Source organism: Sphingomonas sp. SORGH_AS_0950 (genome assembly GCF_030818415.1).
Lineage (GTDB): Bacteria > Pseudomonadota > Alphaproteobacteria > Sphingomonadales > Sphingomonadaceae > Sphingomonas.
Genome location: NZ_JAUTAE010000001.1, coordinates 3,235,748 through 3,248,418 on the forward strand (window position 1 = coordinate 3,235,748; position 12,671 = coordinate 3,248,418).

Annotated in this window: 23 protein-coding genes; all 23 read left to right on the forward strand. The window is 64.6% G+C overall.

Features of this window, described 5'->3' with window-relative positions; all coding sequences use genetic code 11:
* Window positions 1-180: 180 nt before the first annotated feature.
* The gene (gene rpsJ, locus QE385_RS14480; protein WP_007406109.1) at window positions 181-489 is read left to right on the forward strand and encodes a 30S ribosomal protein S10; all 309 of its coding nucleotides are present in this window, start codon (window positions 181-183) and stop codon (window positions 487-489) included.
* Between the two features lie 284 nt (window positions 490-773).
* Window positions 774-1,508, forward strand: a complete 735-nt coding sequence (gene rplC, locus QE385_RS14485; RefSeq protein WP_056430750.1) for a 50S ribosomal protein L3 — start codon at window positions 774-776, stop codon at window positions 1,506-1,508.
* 3 nt (window positions 1,509-1,511) lie between these two features.
* Complete coding sequence (gene rplD / locus QE385_RS14490; protein ID WP_056430747.1) at window positions 1,512-2,138, forward strand: 50S ribosomal protein L4; 627 nt, start codon at window positions 1,512-1,514, stop codon at window positions 2,136-2,138.
* On the forward strand, window positions 2,131-2,442 hold the full coding sequence (locus tag QE385_RS14495; RefSeq protein WP_042491181.1) for a 50S ribosomal protein L23: 312 nt from the start codon (window positions 2,131-2,133) through the stop codon (window positions 2,440-2,442). Before rplD ends, QE385_RS14495 begins: the two co-directional genes overlap by 8 nt.
* A gap of 4 nt (window positions 2,443-2,446) precedes the next feature.
* Window positions 2,447-3,298, forward strand: coding sequence for a 50S ribosomal protein L2 (rplB, locus tag QE385_RS14500; RefSeq protein ID WP_042491179.1), 852 nt, complete (start codon window positions 2,447-2,449; stop codon window positions 3,296-3,298).
* Between the two features lie 6 nt (window positions 3,299-3,304).
* Window positions 3,305-3,583: a 30S ribosomal protein S19 gene (gene rpsS, locus QE385_RS14505; RefSeq protein WP_037569384.1), complete on the forward strand. Its 279-nt coding sequence runs from the start codon at window positions 3,305-3,307 to the stop codon at window positions 3,581-3,583.
* Window positions 3,583-3,960 (forward strand): 50S ribosomal protein L22, encoded by a 378-nt coding sequence (gene rplV / locus QE385_RS14510; protein WP_042491177.1) that lies wholly within the window; start codon window positions 3,583-3,585, stop codon window positions 3,958-3,960. Before rpsS ends, rplV begins: the two co-directional genes overlap by 1 nt.
* Window positions 3,960-4,670, forward strand: coding sequence for a 30S ribosomal protein S3 (gene rpsC, locus QE385_RS14515; RefSeq protein ID WP_007406047.1), 711 nt, complete (start codon window positions 3,960-3,962; stop codon window positions 4,668-4,670). The genes rplV and rpsC overlap by 1 nt, the downstream gene beginning before the upstream one ends.
* A gap of 12 nt (window positions 4,671-4,682) precedes the next feature.
* Entirely contained in the window at window positions 4,683-5,117 is a 435-nt protein-coding gene (gene rplP, locus QE385_RS14520) for a 50S ribosomal protein L16 (RefSeq protein WP_007406071.1), read from the forward strand.
* Window positions 5,117-5,317, forward strand: coding sequence for a 50S ribosomal protein L29 (rpmC, locus tag QE385_RS14525; protein ID WP_007406063.1), 201 nt, complete (start codon window positions 5,117-5,119; stop codon window positions 5,315-5,317). The genes rplP and rpmC overlap by 1 nt, the downstream gene beginning before the upstream one ends.
* A 12-nt stretch (window positions 5,318-5,329) precedes the next feature.
* A complete protein-coding gene (gene rpsQ, locus QE385_RS14530) occupies window positions 5,330-5,602 on the forward strand; it encodes a 30S ribosomal protein S17 (protein WP_037569382.1) in 273 nt (90 codons plus the stop codon).
* Window positions 5,603-5,840: 238 nt separating this feature from the next.
* Window positions 5,841-6,209 carry a 50S ribosomal protein L14 gene (rplN, locus tag QE385_RS14535; RefSeq protein ID WP_007406105.1) on the forward strand — a complete coding sequence of 123 codons (369 nt, stop codon included), beginning with the start codon at window positions 5,841-5,843 and terminating at the stop codon, window positions 6,207-6,209.
* The gene (gene rplX / locus QE385_RS14540; protein ID WP_261269266.1) at window positions 6,209-6,526 is read left to right on the forward strand and encodes a 50S ribosomal protein L24; all 318 of its coding nucleotides are present in this window, start codon (window positions 6,209-6,211) and stop codon (window positions 6,524-6,526) included. Before rplN ends, rplX begins: the two co-directional genes overlap by 1 nt.
* Window positions 6,519-7,100 carry a 50S ribosomal protein L5 gene (gene rplE / locus QE385_RS14545; RefSeq protein ID WP_307102997.1) on the forward strand — a complete coding sequence of 194 codons (582 nt, stop codon included), beginning with the start codon at window positions 6,519-6,521 and terminating at the stop codon, window positions 7,098-7,100. The genes rplX and rplE overlap by 8 nt, the downstream gene beginning before the upstream one ends.
* A 57-nt stretch (window positions 7,101-7,157) precedes the next feature.
* Window positions 7,158-7,463 (forward strand): 30S ribosomal protein S14, encoded by a 306-nt coding sequence (rpsN, locus tag QE385_RS14550; protein ID WP_007406083.1) that lies wholly within the window; start codon window positions 7,158-7,160, stop codon window positions 7,461-7,463.
* Window positions 7,464-7,475: 12 nt separating this feature from the next.
* Window positions 7,476-7,871 carry a 30S ribosomal protein S8 gene (rpsH, locus tag QE385_RS14555; protein ID WP_037569377.1) on the forward strand — a complete coding sequence of 132 codons (396 nt, stop codon included), beginning with the start codon at window positions 7,476-7,478 and terminating at the stop codon, window positions 7,869-7,871.
* Window positions 7,871-8,404 carry a 50S ribosomal protein L6 gene (gene rplF, locus QE385_RS14560; protein WP_307102999.1) on the forward strand — a complete coding sequence of 178 codons (534 nt, stop codon included), beginning with the start codon at window positions 7,871-7,873 and terminating at the stop codon, window positions 8,402-8,404. Before rpsH ends, rplF begins: the two co-directional genes overlap by 1 nt.
* Complete coding sequence (gene rplR, locus QE385_RS14565; protein ID WP_007406066.1) at window positions 8,404-8,760, forward strand: 50S ribosomal protein L18; 357 nt, start codon at window positions 8,404-8,406, stop codon at window positions 8,758-8,760. Before rplF ends, rplR begins: the two co-directional genes overlap by 1 nt.
* Before the next feature lies 1 nt (window position 8,761).
* Window positions 8,762-9,478 carry a 30S ribosomal protein S5 gene (gene rpsE, locus QE385_RS14570; RefSeq protein WP_307103002.1) on the forward strand — a complete coding sequence of 239 codons (717 nt, stop codon included), beginning with the start codon at window positions 8,762-8,764 and terminating at the stop codon, window positions 9,476-9,478.
* A 6-nt stretch (window positions 9,479-9,484) separates the two neighbouring features.
* Window positions 9,485-9,661, forward strand: a complete 177-nt coding sequence (gene rpmD, locus QE385_RS14575; protein ID WP_307103004.1) for a 50S ribosomal protein L30 — start codon at window positions 9,485-9,487, stop codon at window positions 9,659-9,661.
* 247 nt (window positions 9,662-9,908) lie between these two features.
* On the forward strand, window positions 9,909-10,439 hold the full coding sequence (rplO, locus tag QE385_RS14580; protein ID WP_307103006.1) for a 50S ribosomal protein L15: 531 nt from the start codon (window positions 9,909-9,911) through the stop codon (window positions 10,437-10,439).
* 159 nt (window positions 10,440-10,598) lie between these two features.
* Window positions 10,599-11,963 carry a preprotein translocase subunit SecY gene (gene secY, locus QE385_RS14585; RefSeq protein ID WP_307103009.1) on the forward strand — a complete coding sequence of 455 codons (1,365 nt, stop codon included), beginning with the start codon at window positions 10,599-10,601 and terminating at the stop codon, window positions 11,961-11,963.
* Window positions 11,964-12,007: 44 nt separating this feature from the next.
* Window positions 12,008-12,655, forward strand: a complete 648-nt coding sequence (locus QE385_RS14590) for an adenylate kinase (protein ID WP_307104741.1) — start codon at window positions 12,008-12,010, stop codon at window positions 12,653-12,655.
* The last annotated feature ends 16 nt before the right edge of the window (window positions 12,656-12,671 follow it).

Consider the following 12,671-nt stretch of genomic DNA (forward strand, 5'->3'; position numbering starts at 1 on the left):
CGGCCGTTTGCTTTTAGTGAGGGCAGGGGTGGTTTTCCGCTCTTGTCGTAACCCAGAGTTTGTTTCGGCCCAGGGTCGCCTTCACGGCGAACGGTCGAGTGCCCGGTCGGATAGCCGATCGCACTTGCCGCTCACCGCGATCGCAACCGGAAAGCCCGCTCTTTCGCATCGGTAGGGATCATGGACAGCAATATCCGCATTCGTCTGAAGGCGTTCGACCATCGCGTGCTCGATCAGGCGACCGGCGACATCGCCGACACCGCGCGCCGCACCGGCGCTCTTATCCGCGGTCCGATCCCGCTTCCGACGCGCATCGAGAAGTTCACGGTCAACCGTGGTCCGCACATCGACAAGAAGTCGCGCGAGCAGTTCGAGGTCCGCACCTACAAGCGGATGCTGGACATCGTGCAGCCGACCCCGCAGACCGTCGATGCGCTGATGAAGCTCGACCTCGCCGCAGGTGTTGATGTCGAGATCAAGCTGGCGTAAGAGAGCCGGCATTCCCGTGGTCGACGATTCCGTCCCACGGGATTTTGGCGTTTCTCCGGCCTGAAGCTACCGGAGAACGCGCCGAGGTCGCTCCCGCGATCCGGCACTCTTAAGGGATACCGCCCGGTGGTCTCGCGCAAGCGGGATGGTGCCGGGGCAGCGTCCCCCGTCTGACCGGTTCGCCGGTCGCCAGCCCGGGACGGGGGCTCGTTTCGCTTTAATCGGGCTGGATATGCCCCCCTTGAATGGTTCTTGGGGGCCTCTGTCGAGGAAGGAACAGGATCATGCGTACCGGCGTGATCGCGAAGAAGCTGGGGATGACCCGCCTGTTCCAGGACGATGGTCGGCACGTGCCGGTCACCGTCCTGGCGCTTGAAGGCGTACAGGTCGTCGCTCGCCGCGAGATGGATCGTGACGGCTACACCGCCGTCCAGCTTGGTGCAGGTGTCGCCAAGACCAAGAATGTTGCCAAGCCGCAGCGTGGCCACTTCGGCAAGGCCGAAGTCGAGCCCAAGCAGGTGCTGGTCGAGTTCCGCGTGAACGAAGACGGCCTGCTGGACGTCGGCGCGGAAATCTCCGCCGACCATTTTGTCCCCGGCCAGTATGTCGATATCCAGGGTCGTACCCAGGGTAAGGGCTTTGCCGGTGCGATGAAGCGCTGGAACTTCGGTGGTCTGCGCGCGACCCACGGCGTCTCGGTCTCGCACCGTTCGCATGGTTCGACCGGTAACCGTCAGGATCCGGGCCGCGTCTTCAAGAACAAGAAGATGGCCGGCCACATGGGCGACAAGAACCGCACGCAGCAGAACCTCGAAATCGTGTCGACCGACGTCGAGCGCGGCCTGATCTTCGTCAAGGGCTCGGTGCCCGGCTCGAAGGGTGGCTGGCTGATCGTCAAGGACGCGGTCAAGGTTTCGCGCCACGCGGACGCCCCGTTCCCCGCCAGCATCAAGGCGGCCGCCAACAACAACGCTTCTGCCGAGCCTGCTCCGGAAGCCACCGAGAGCCAGGAGGGCTAAGTCGTGAAGGTCAAGGTTCAATCCTTCGCCGGCACCGACGCCGCGGACATCGAGCTCAACGACGAGGTCTTCGGCCTCGATCCGCGCGCCGACATCCTGCACCGCGTTGTGACCTGGCAGCTGGAAAAGCGTCGCGCCACCGCGCGCGGCACCCGTGAGCGCGCCGATGTCGCGCGTTCGGGCAAGAAGCTCGGTCGCCAGAAGGGCGGCGGTGTCGCTCGTCACGGCGATCGTCGGGCCCCCGTCTTCATCGGCGGTGGTAAGGCGCACGGCGCCCGCGTCCGCGACTTCAACCCGGGTCTGAACAAGAAGGTTCGCGCCCTGGGCCTGAAGATGGCACTGTCGAGCCATGCCAAGGCGGGTTCGCTGATCGTGATGAACGATCTGGCGGTTGCCGGTAACAAGACGAAGACGCTGCAGGGCGATCTGGCGAAGCTCGGCTTCGGCAAGACCGCGCTGGTCATCGATGGCGACGCCGTCGAGACGTCGTTCGCACTGGCAGCAGGCAACCTGAAGGAAATCAACGTCCTTCCGGCTGCTGGCGCCAATGTCTACGACATTCTGAAGCATGACACCCTGGTGCTGACGCGCTCGGCTGTCGAAAAGCTGGAGGCCCGTTTCCATGGCTAAGCAGCAGAAGGCGGTCGATCCGCGTCATTACGACGTGATCGTCGCGCCGCACATCACCGAGAAGGCGACGCTCCTGAGCGAGCACAACGCCGTGGTGTTCAAGGTCGCCCCCGGTGCTACCAAGCCCGAGATCAAGGCGGCGGTGGAAGCGCTGTTCGACGTCAACGTCACCGGCGTGAACACCATCGTCCAGAAGGGCAAGACCAAGAAGTGGAAGGGCGCTCCGTACCAGCGCTCGGACATGAAGAAGGCGATCGTCACCCTCAAGGACGGTCAGTCCATTGACGTGACGACGGGGATCTGAGCCGATGGCACTCAAGCATTATAACCCGACGAGCCCGGCCCGCCGCGGCCTGATCCTCGTCGACCGCTCGGCGCTCTGGAAGGGCGCGCCCGTCAAGGCGCTCACCGAAGGCAAGCGTAAGACCGGCGGCCGCAACAACAAGGGCCATGTGACCAGCCGCGGCATCGCGGGCGGCCACAAGCAGCGCTACCGTTTCATCGACTTCAAGCGTCGCCAGTGGGACGTCGAGGGCACCGTGGAGCGGATCGAATATGATCCCAACCGCACCGCCTTCATCGCGCTCATCAACTATGGCACCGACGAAGCCGGCAAGGTCGACCAGTCCTACATCATCGCTCCGCAGCGCCTCGCTGTCGGCGACAAGGTGATCGCGGGCAAGAAGACCGACGTGAAGCCGGGCAACGCCATGGAACTGGGCCAGATGCCGGTCGGCACGATCGTCCACAACGTCGAGATGAAGCCCGGCAAGGGCGGTCAGATCGCACGTTCGGCCGGCACCTATGTGCAGGTCGTGGGCCGCGACAAGGGCATGGTCATCGTCCGTCTGAACTCGGGCGAGCAGCGCTACATCCATGCGAACTGCATGGCGACCGTCGGCGCGGTGTCGAACCCCGACAACGGCAACACCAACCTGGCGAAGGCTGGTCGCAACCGTTGGAAGGGCCATCGCCCGCTGACCCGCGGTGTTGCGAAGAACCCGGTCGACCACCCGCACGGCGGTGGTGAAGGCCGGACCTCGGGCGGCCGTCATCCGGTCACCCCGTGGGGCAAGCCGACGAAGGGTGCGCGCACTCGTCACAACAAGGCGACGGACAAGATGATCATCCGTAGCCGTCACGCCAAGAAGAAGGGCTAACACGCAATGGCTCGTTCCGTTTGGAAGGGTCCTTTCGTGGACCTCCATCTCCTGAAGAAGGCCGAAGTGGCTCAGGATGCTGGCAACCGCGCAGGTCCGATCAAGACCTGGTCGCGTCGCTCGACCATCCTGCCGTCGTTCGTCGGCCTGACCTTCAACGTCTACAATGGTCGCAAGTTCGTTCCCGTCTCGGTGAACGAGGACATGGTCGGCATGAAGCTCGGTGAATTCGCGCCCACGCGCTACTTCCCCGGCCACGCTGCCGACAAGAAGGGTAAGCGCTGATGTCGAAGCCCGCATCCCCCCGCAAGGTCGGTGACAAGGAAGCGCTGTCGGTCGGCACGCAGATCCGTGGTTCGGCGCAGAAGCTGAATCTGGTCGCGGCCCTGATCCGCGGCAAGAAGGTCGGCGACGCGATGAACATCCTGGCCTTCTCGACGAAGGCGATGGCTGTCGACGCGCGCAAGATCCTGGCCTCCGCGATCGCCAATGCCGAGAACAACCACAACCTCGACGTCGACTCGCTCGTCGTCGCCGAGGCGTCGGTCGGCAAGTCGATCACCATGAAGCGTTTCGCGACGCGCGGCCGTGGCAAGTCCACCCGCATCCTGAAGCCGTTTTCGCGGCTCCGCATCGTCGTCCGCGAGCAGGAAGAAGCATAATGGGTCAGAAGAGCAATCCGATCGGCCTGCGTCTCCAGATCAACCGCACCTGGGACAGCCGCTGGTTCGCCGAAGGCCATGATTATGGCCGCCTGCTGCTGGAGGATCTGAAGATCCGCCAGTACATCATGAAGACGCTGCCCCAGGCCGCGATCTCGAAGGTCGTCATCGAGCGTCCGGCCAAGCTGTGCCGCATCTCGATCTTCGCGGCGCGTCCGGGCGTGATCATCGGCAAGAAGGGCGCCGACATCGAAAAGCTTCGCAAGAAGCTGGGTTCGATGACCTCGTCCGACGTGTCGCTGAACATCGTCGAGATCCGCAAGCCCGAGATCGACGCCAAGCTCGTCGCACAGGGCGTCGCCGACCAGCTGGAGCGCCGTATCGCGTTCCGCCGCGCCATGAAGCGTGCGGTGCAGTCGGCGCTCCGTCTGGGCGCCGAAGGCATCCGTATCACCTGCGGCGGCCGTCTGGGCGGCGCGGAAATCGCGCGGACCGAATGGTATCGTGAAGGCCGCGTTCCGCTGCACACGCTGCGCGCGAACGTCGACTATGCCGAAGCGCAGGCGCACACCGCTTATGGCGTGTGCGGCGTGAAGGTGTGGATCTTCAAGGGCGAGATCCTGGGCCATGACCCCATGGCGCAGGACCGGCTGATGATGGAGGCTCAGACCTCCGGCGTGCGCCCGGCGCGCGACGATCATCGCCGCTAAGGATCAAAGAACATGCTGCAACCAAAGCGCACCAAGTTCCGCAAGGCCTTCAAGGGCCGCATCCACGGCGATGCGAAGGGCGGCACGAGCCTGAACTTCGGTTCCTATGGCCTGAAGGCCATGGAGCCGGAGCGGATCACCGCTCGCCAGATCGAGGCGGCTCGCCGCGCGATCACGCGTCACATCAAGCGCCAGGGTCGTCTCTGGATCCGCATCTTCCCGGACGTCCCCGTCTCGTCGAAGCCCGCCGAAGTCCGCATGGGCTCGGGTAAGGGTTCGCCGGAATTCTGGGCCGCCCGCGTGAAGCCGGGTCGCATCCTGTTCGAACTCGACGGCGTCGACGGCCCGCTGGCCGCTGAGGCATTCGAGCGCGCCGCGATGAAGCTGCCCATCAAGACCAAGGTCGTTGCCCGCCTGGGCGACACCTCGCACCTCGGAGGCGAGTAATGGCCAAGACTGAATATACCGGCCAGAGCGACGACCAGCTCGTCGAGGCGCTGGGCAACCTGAAGCGTGAGCAGTTCAACCTGCGCTTCCAGGCGGCCACGAGCCAGCTCGAAAAGCCCAGCCGGGTCAAGGAAGTCCGTCGCGACATCGCGCGGATCAAGACCATCCAGGCGCAGCGCACCGCTGCGGCTGCCAAGTAAGGACCGAGACACATGCCGAAGCGCGTGCTGACCGGGGTGATTGTCTCGGACAAGACCGACAAGACGGTCGTCGTCAATGTGGAGCGGAAGGTCAAGCACCCCCTCTACGGCAAGATCATCCGTCGGTCGAAGAAGTATCATGCTCACGACGAGAGCAATGAGTTCAAGGCCGGGGAGACGGTGCGGATCGAAGAGACCGCCCCGATCTCGAAGCTGAAGACCTGGAAGGTGATCGAGCGGGTGAACACCCACACGACGCCGGAACGGGCCTCGGCAGAGGGCTGAACCTTTTGACATCCGACCCCGCTCTTTCCGCGTGAAAGGGCGGGGTTCGGGTTGAAAAGGGCGCCCTTCGGGGCATCGAGCGGATTGGTCGAAAGGCCCAAGCGACTCGCTTGCCTTTCGCACCAGGAGTGGCTATGGGGCCTCTCCCCCTGGCGCGGGTCATCCCTGCGCCGGGGGTCGTTTTTTAAGGCGGGGTCGGGTCGGTATCCACCCCAGGTAGAGAGAAGGAAGCGGATCCATGATCCAGATGCAGTCCAATCTCGACGTCGCTGACAACAGCGGCGCGAAGCGGGTGCAGTGCATCAAGGTGCTGGGCGGCTCGAAGCGCCGTACCGCATCGGTCGGCGACATCATCGTCGTCAGCGTCAAGGAAGCGCAGCCGCGTGGCCGCGTGAAGAAGGGCGACGTTCACCGCGCGGTGATCGTGCGTACCGCCAAGGACATCCGTCGCGCCGACGGTTCGGTGATCCGTTTCGACGGTAACGCCGCCGTGCTGGTCAACAAGAACGAGGAGCCGATCGGCACCCGTATCTTTGGCCCGGTGGTGCGTGAGCTTCGCGGCAAGAAGCACATGAAGATCATCTCGCTGGCTCCGGAGGTGCTGTAATGGCCGCCGCCAAGATCAAGAAGGGCGATCGCGTCATCGTCCTGTCCGGCAAGGACAAGGGCAAGACCGGCACCGTGTCGCTGGCGATGCCGAAGGACGGCAAGGTCGTCGTGGACGGCGTCAACATCGCCACCCGTCACCGCAAGCCCACCCAGGCGAACCCGCAGGGTGGCCTGGAGCGCACCGCTGCGCCGCTGCACATCTCGAAGGTCGCGCACGTGACCGCCGATGGCAAGCCGACCCGCGTCCGTTTCGAGACGCAGGATGGCAAGAAGGTCCGTGTCGCCGTCAAGACCGGGGAGAAGATCGATGGCTGATTACAAGCCCCGCATGAAGGCTATCTACGACGATAGCATCATCAAGGCGATGACCGACAAGTTCGGTTACAAGAACGTCAACGAGATCCCCCGGATCGAGAAGATCGTGCTCAACATGGGCGTGGGCGAAGCGACGCAGGACAAGAAGCGCGTCGACCAGGCTGCCTCCGAGATGGAGCTGATCGCGGGTCAGAAGCCCGTCATCACCAAGGCGAAGAAGTCGATCGCGCAGTTCAAGCTGCGTGAAGGCATGCCGATCGGTGTGAAGGTCACGCTGCGTCGCGAGCGCATGTACGAATTCCTGGACCGCTTCATCACGATTGCGCTGCCGCGCGTTCGCGACTTCCGCGGCCTGAATCCGAAGTCCTTTGACGGTCGCGGCAACTATGCCTGCGGCATCAAGGAACAGATCATCTTCCCCGAAATCAACTATGACCGCATCGACAAGGTGCGCGGCATGGATGTGATCGTGACCACCACGGCGAAGACCGACGACGAGGCGCGCGAGCTGCTCCGTCTCTTCGGCTTCCCGTTCCCCAAGGAAGACGCTGCCGACGAGAAGAAGGCGGCGTAACCGGACTGCCCCCTCTCCACGCCGGGGAGGGGGTCCTTACAGAAAGAGCTTAAGTCCATGGCGAAACTGAGTTCAATCAACAAGAACGAGAAGCGTCGCCTTCTCGTCAAGAAGTATGCCGGCAAGTACGCGAAGCTGAAGGCGATCGCGAACGACCAGAGCCTCGATGAGACCGAGCGTCTGATCGCGCGCCTGAAGATGGCCGAGATCCCCCGCAACGGCAATCCGACCCGTATCCGCAACCGCTGCGAGATCACCGGTCGCCCGCGTGCGTATTACCGCAAGTTCCGTCTCGCTCGCGTCATGCTGCGCGATCTGGCCAACAAGGGCCTGATCCCCGGCGTCACCAAGTCGAGCTGGTAAGGACCATTTGAGATGGCAGTGACCGATCCCCTGGGTGACCTGCTCACCCGCATCCGCAACGGCCAGCGCGCGCGCAAGGACTCCGTCCTGACGCCTGCGTCGAAGCTGCGCGCCCGCGTGCTCGACGTGCTCCAGCGCGAAGGCTATATCCGTGGCTACAGCGAAGAGCAGATGGGCCCTGCGGCCGGCATCCGCATCGAGCTGAAGTATTTCGAAGGCCAGCCCGCGATCAAGCATGTCGCGCGCGTGTCCAAGCCCGGCCGCCGTATCTATTCGGGCGCGCAGGAGCTTCCGCGCGTTCGCAACGGCCTGGGCATCACCATCGTGTCGACGCCGCGTGGCGTTCTGTCGGACGCCGAAGCGCGCGAGCAGAATGTCGGTGGCGAAGTCCTGGCGGAGGTGTTCTGATGAGCCGCATCGGTAAGAAGGCGGTCCCGGTTCCGGCCGGCGTCACCGCGACCATCGCCGACAAGGTGCTGAGCGTGAAGGGTCCCAAGGGCACCCTGTCCATGCCGCTCGTTGACGAGATCACCTATGACGTCCAGGCGGACGCCATCGCGGTGCAGCCTGCCAACGCCACGAAGCGCGCCCGCGCCTTCTGGGGCATGCAGCGCACCATGGTGCAGAACCTCGTGACCGGTGTGACCGCAGGCTTCTCGAAGAAGCTGGTCATCACCGGCGTCGGCTACCGCGCCGCCGCGCAGGGCAAGACCCTGAAGCTGCAGCTCGGCTACAGCCACGACGTCAATATCGACGTGCCGGAAGGCATCGAGGTGAAGACGCCGGACGCCACCACCGTCGAGATCAGCGGTTCGGACAAGCAGAAGGTCGGCCAGCTGGCCGCCGAGATCCGTCGCTGGCGCAAGCCCGAGCCGTATAAGGGCAAGGGCATCAAGTACGACGGCGAGTTCATCTTCCGCAAGGAAGGGAAGAAGAAGTAATGACCAAGGGTCTCTCTCTTTTCGAGAAGCGCCGTCGGCGCAACCGTACCGCGCTGCGTGCGCGTGCGGGCACCCGTCCGCGCCTGTCGGTGCATCGCTCGGGCAAGCACATCTATGCCCAGGTGATCGACGACGAGGCCGGTCGTACCGTGGCTTCGGCCTCGACGCTGGAAAAGGACGCACGCGGCCAGTCGGGCGCGAACGTCGCAGCGGCGAGCGAAGTCGGCAAGCGCGTGGCCGAGAAGGCCAAGGCCGCCGGCGTCACGCAGGTCGTTTTCGACCGTGGCGGCTTCCTGTTCCACGGTCGCGTCAAGGCGCTGGCCGAGGCGGCACGCGAAGCGGGATTGGAGTTCTAATATGGCTGACGAGAACAACGTGGCCGTTGCCGGTGCCGAAGGCGCCGCGCAGGACGCGACCCAGGGTCGCGGTCCCCGGGGCGGCCGTGGCCGTGGTCCGGGCGGCGATCGCGGCCGTGGCGGCCGTGACGGCAACCGTGGTCGTCGCGACGACCGTCGCGGTGGCGCCGAGGAGCAGGGCGAAGAGCTGATCGAAAAGCTCGTCCACATCAACCGTGTCTCGAAGACCGTGAAGGGCGGTAAGCGCTTCGGCTTCGCCGCGCTCGTCGTGGTCGGCGACGGCAAGGGACGTGCGGGCTTTGGTCATGGCAAGGCGCGCGAAGTGCCGGAAGCCATCTCGAAGGCGACGGCTGCCGCCAAGAAGGCGATGGTCCGCGTTCCGCTGAAGGACGGTCGCACGCTGCATCATGATGGCAACGGCCATTTCGGTGCGGGCCGCGTGACGGTGCGTTCGGCGCCGCAGGGTACCGGCATCATCGCCGGTGGTCCGATGCGCGCGATCTTCGAATCGCTTGGCGTTGCCGACGTGGTGACGAAGTCGATCGGCACCTCGAACCCGTACAACATGATCCGTGCCACCTTCGAAGCGCTTGGCGACCAGACCTCGCCCAAGGCGGTGGCGCAGCGTCGTGGCAAGAAGATCGCCGACCTGCTGGGTCGCGGTCACGGTGCCACCCAGCAGACTGCCGAGGCGGAAGCCGCGGCCGTCGTGGAGTAAGCGACCATGGCAACCATCAAGATCAAGCAGACCGGTTCGCCGATCCGCCGCACCAAGGACCAGCGCGCGACCCTCGTCGGCCTGGGCCTCAACAAGATGCACAAGGTCGCCGAGCTTCAGGACAGCCCTGAAGTCCGTGGCATGATCCGCAAGGTGCAGCACATGGTTCAGGTGGTGGACTGAGGCACTTCGGGATCGATCCTGCGCTCCGTTCAGCCTGAGCGTAGTCGAAGGCCACGCCGCTCGGCTTGCACTTCGACTTCGCTCAGTGCGAACGGAGAGAGGGATGAGGTCCCGGTCTCATATCCGTCACATTGAACAGTGACAAACACGGGGAAGGGGGCTATGCGGCCCCCTTCCTTTTATCCAGCGGTCGTGATTCTTCTCGAATGACGGCCATGCGCGAAACAAGCGAAAGCGAGTGCAAATCATGAAGCTGAACGAACTTTTCGACAACCAGGGTGCCCGCAAGTCCAAGATCCGCGTCGGTCGCGGTATCGGTTCGGGCAAGGGCAAGACCGGTGGTCGCGGCGTCAAGGGTCAGAAGAGCCGTGAGGGCGTGTCCATCGCGGGCTTCGAGGGCGGTCAGATGCCGCTCCACATGCGCCTGCCGAAGCGCGGCTTCAACAACATCTTCGCCAAGGACTATGCCGAGGTGAACCTGGGCGCGATCCAGAAGGCGGTCGACTCGGGCAAGCTGAAGACCGACGGCACGATCGATCACGCCGCGCTGAAGGCCGCCGGCCTCGCCCGTGGCGGCAAGGACGGCGTCCGTCTGCTCGGCAAGGGCGAACTGACCGCCAAGCTGTCGTTCGTGGTGCAGGGCGTGTCGGCCTCGGCACGTGAAGCGGTCGAGAAGGCCGGTGGTTCGGTCGACGTGCCGCACGTCGTGCCCGCCGCCGAGAAGGCCGCCGCGAAGAAGGGCCAGGCCCGCGCCGCGAAGCTCGCCGCCAAGGCCTGAACCGGATAGGATCCGCCGCTGTCGAATGGCGCCACGCCATCCCTGACAGCGGCGGATTTTGCATCCGGGTTAGACAAGCGCGTCTTCGCGCCTATATGAGCGGCGGGGCGGTTCAAAACGCATCCCGCCGTTTTTCGTTTCCAGGATAACGCAACAGCTATGGCATCCGCAGCCGACCAGATGGCGCAAAGCATCAGCCTGGCGAAATTCGCCAAGGCCACCGACCTCAAGAAGCGGCTGTGGTTCACGATCGGCGCGCTGATCGTCTTCCGCCTGCTCAGCTATGTCCCGCTGCCGGGCGTCGACCCGACCGCGCTGGGCCTGCTGAGCCAGAAGACCACGGGCGGCGTGCTCGACTTCTTCAACACCTTCTCGGGCGGTTCGCTCAGTCGCATGTCGCTGATCGCGCTGGGCGTGATGCCGTACATCACGGCGTCGATCGTCATCCAGCTCGCGACCTCGCTGAGCCCGCAGCTCGCCGCCATCAAGAAGGAAGGCGAGAGCGGCCGCAAGAAGCTGAACCAGTACACCCGCTACGGCACGGTGCTGCTGACCGCGATCCAGGGCTATTTCATCGCCGTGGGCCTCGAGACGCTGGGCGCCAGCCAGGGCATCCAGGCGGTGATCGAGCCGGGCATGACCTTCCGCATCGCGGCGGTCATCTCGCTGATCGGCGGTACGATGTTCCTGATGTGGCTGGGTGAGCAGATCACCAGCCGCGGTATCGGCAACGGCGTGTCGCTGATCATCATGGCGGGTATCGTCGCGCATCTGCCGACGACGCTGGTCAACCTGCTCGAAGGCGGCCGTACCGGCAGCATCGATCCGGTCCGCCTGATCGGCATCATCGTCGCGGTCGTCGTCCTCGTCCTGTTCATCTGCTTCATGGAGCGCGCGCAGCGCCGGATCCTGATCCAGTATCCCAAGCGCGCGACGCAGCGCGGGATGCAGGCCGATCGCAGCCACCTGCCGCTGAAGATCAACACCGCAGGCGTGATCCCTCCGATCTTCGCCTCGTCGCTGCTGCTGATGCCGCTGACCATCTCGCAGTTCGCAGGGCAGCGCGTCGCGGGCGAGAGCCGCTGGGGCGACTTCATCATCAGCCTCAACCAGTATCTGCAGCACGGCAGCCCCGTGTACATGCTGCTTTACGGCGCTGGCATCATCTTCTTCTCGTTCTTCTACACCGCGGTTGTCTTCAACCCGGAGGAGACGGCGGACAATCTGAAGCGCTATGGCGGCTTCATTCCGGGCATCCGTCCGGGCAAGAACACCGAGACCTATCTCGATTACGTGCTGACCCGTATCACGGTGATCGGCGCGGCCTATCTGACGATCATCTGTCTGCTGCCCGAATATCTGGTGTCGGCGCTGCAGATTCCCTTCTATCTGGGTGGGACCAGCCTGCTGATCGTCGTCAACGTGACGATGGACACGGTGACCCAGATCCAGAGCCATCTGCTGGCGCATCAATATGGCGACCTGATCAAGAAGGCGAAGCTGAAGGGTGGCCGCCTGCGCTGAGGCGCGGACGGGACTAGCGGAAAACAGGGGAGAATGACGTGGGCGTGAACATCATCCTGCTGGGGCCGCCGGGCGCGGGCAAGGGGACCCAGGCGCAGCGGCTGGTGGCGAATCGCGGCATGGTGCAGCTGTCGACCGGCGACATGCTGCGCGCGGCGGTCAAGGCGGGCACCCCCGTCGGGCTTCAGGCCAAGGCGGTGATGGATGCGGGCGAGCTGGTGTCGGACGCGATCGTTTCGGCGCTGATCGGCGAGCGGCTGGATGCGGCCGAGGCCGAAGGCGGCGCGATCTTCGACGGCTATCCGCGCACCGCGGCGCAGGCCGAGGCGCTGGACGTGCTGCTCGCCGAGCGCGGCAAGTCACTGGACCATGTCATCGAGCTGGCGGTGGACGAGGATGCGCTGGTCGAGCGGATCACCGGCCGCTTCACCTGCGCCTCGTGCGGCGCGGGCTATCATGACAGCTTCAAGCCGACCCAGGTCGAGGGCGTCTGCGACGTCTGCGGCTCGACCGAGTTTAAGCGGCGTCCCGACGACAATGCCGAGACGGTGCGGACGCGGATGGCCGAATATCGCGCCAAGACCGCGCCGATCCTGCCGATCTATGAGGCGCGCGGCATCGTGACGCGGGTCGACGGCATGGCCGGCATGGACGATGTGGGTGCGGCGATCGACGCGATCCTCGATCGCTGACCGACCGCATGACGCA

Coding starts and splice junctions, on each gene's coding strand:
- rpsJ (WP_007406109.1), top strand. CDS start 181: ATGGACAGCAATATCCGCATTCGTCTGAAGGCGTTCGACCATCGCGTG.
- rplC (WP_056430750.1), top strand. CDS start 774: ATGCGTACCGGCGTGATCGCGAAGAAGCTGGGGATGACCCGCCTGTTC.
- QE385_RS14495 (WP_042491181.1), top strand. CDS start 2,131: ATGGCTAAGCAGCAGAAGGCGGTCGATCCGCGTCATTACGACGTGATC.
- rplB (WP_042491179.1), top strand. CDS start 2,447: ATGGCACTCAAGCATTATAACCCGACGAGCCCGGCCCGCCGCGGCCTG.
- rpsS (WP_037569384.1), top strand. CDS start 3,305: ATGGCTCGTTCCGTTTGGAAGGGTCCTTTCGTGGACCTCCATCTCCTG.
- rplV (WP_042491177.1), top strand. CDS start 3,583: ATGTCGAAGCCCGCATCCCCCCGCAAGGTCGGTGACAAGGAAGCGCTG.
- rpsC (WP_007406047.1), top strand. CDS start 3,960: ATGGGTCAGAAGAGCAATCCGATCGGCCTGCGTCTCCAGATCAACCGC.
- rplP (WP_007406071.1), top strand. CDS start 4,683: ATGCTGCAACCAAAGCGCACCAAGTTCCGCAAGGCCTTCAAGGGCCGC.
- rpmC (WP_007406063.1), top strand. CDS start 5,117: ATGGCCAAGACTGAATATACCGGCCAGAGCGACGACCAGCTCGTCGAG.
- rpsQ (WP_037569382.1), top strand. CDS start 5,330: ATGCCGAAGCGCGTGCTGACCGGGGTGATTGTCTCGGACAAGACCGAC.
- rplN (WP_007406105.1), top strand. CDS start 5,841: ATGATCCAGATGCAGTCCAATCTCGACGTCGCTGACAACAGCGGCGCG.
- rplX (WP_261269266.1), top strand. CDS start 6,209: ATGGCCGCCGCCAAGATCAAGAAGGGCGATCGCGTCATCGTCCTGTCC.
- rplE (WP_307102997.1), top strand. CDS start 6,519: ATGGCTGATTACAAGCCCCGCATGAAGGCTATCTACGACGATAGCATC.
- rpsN (WP_007406083.1), top strand. CDS start 7,158: ATGGCGAAACTGAGTTCAATCAACAAGAACGAGAAGCGTCGCCTTCTC.
- rpsH (WP_037569377.1), top strand. CDS start 7,476: ATGGCAGTGACCGATCCCCTGGGTGACCTGCTCACCCGCATCCGCAAC.
- rplF (WP_307102999.1), top strand. CDS start 7,871: ATGAGCCGCATCGGTAAGAAGGCGGTCCCGGTTCCGGCCGGCGTCACC.
- rplR (WP_007406066.1), top strand. CDS start 8,404: ATGACCAAGGGTCTCTCTCTTTTCGAGAAGCGCCGTCGGCGCAACCGT.
- rpsE (WP_307103002.1), top strand. CDS start 8,762: ATGGCTGACGAGAACAACGTGGCCGTTGCCGGTGCCGAAGGCGCCGCG.
- rpmD (WP_307103004.1), top strand. CDS start 9,485: ATGGCAACCATCAAGATCAAGCAGACCGGTTCGCCGATCCGCCGCACC.
- rplO (WP_307103006.1), top strand. CDS start 9,909: ATGAAGCTGAACGAACTTTTCGACAACCAGGGTGCCCGCAAGTCCAAG.
- secY (WP_307103009.1), top strand. CDS start 10,599: ATGGCATCCGCAGCCGACCAGATGGCGCAAAGCATCAGCCTGGCGAAA.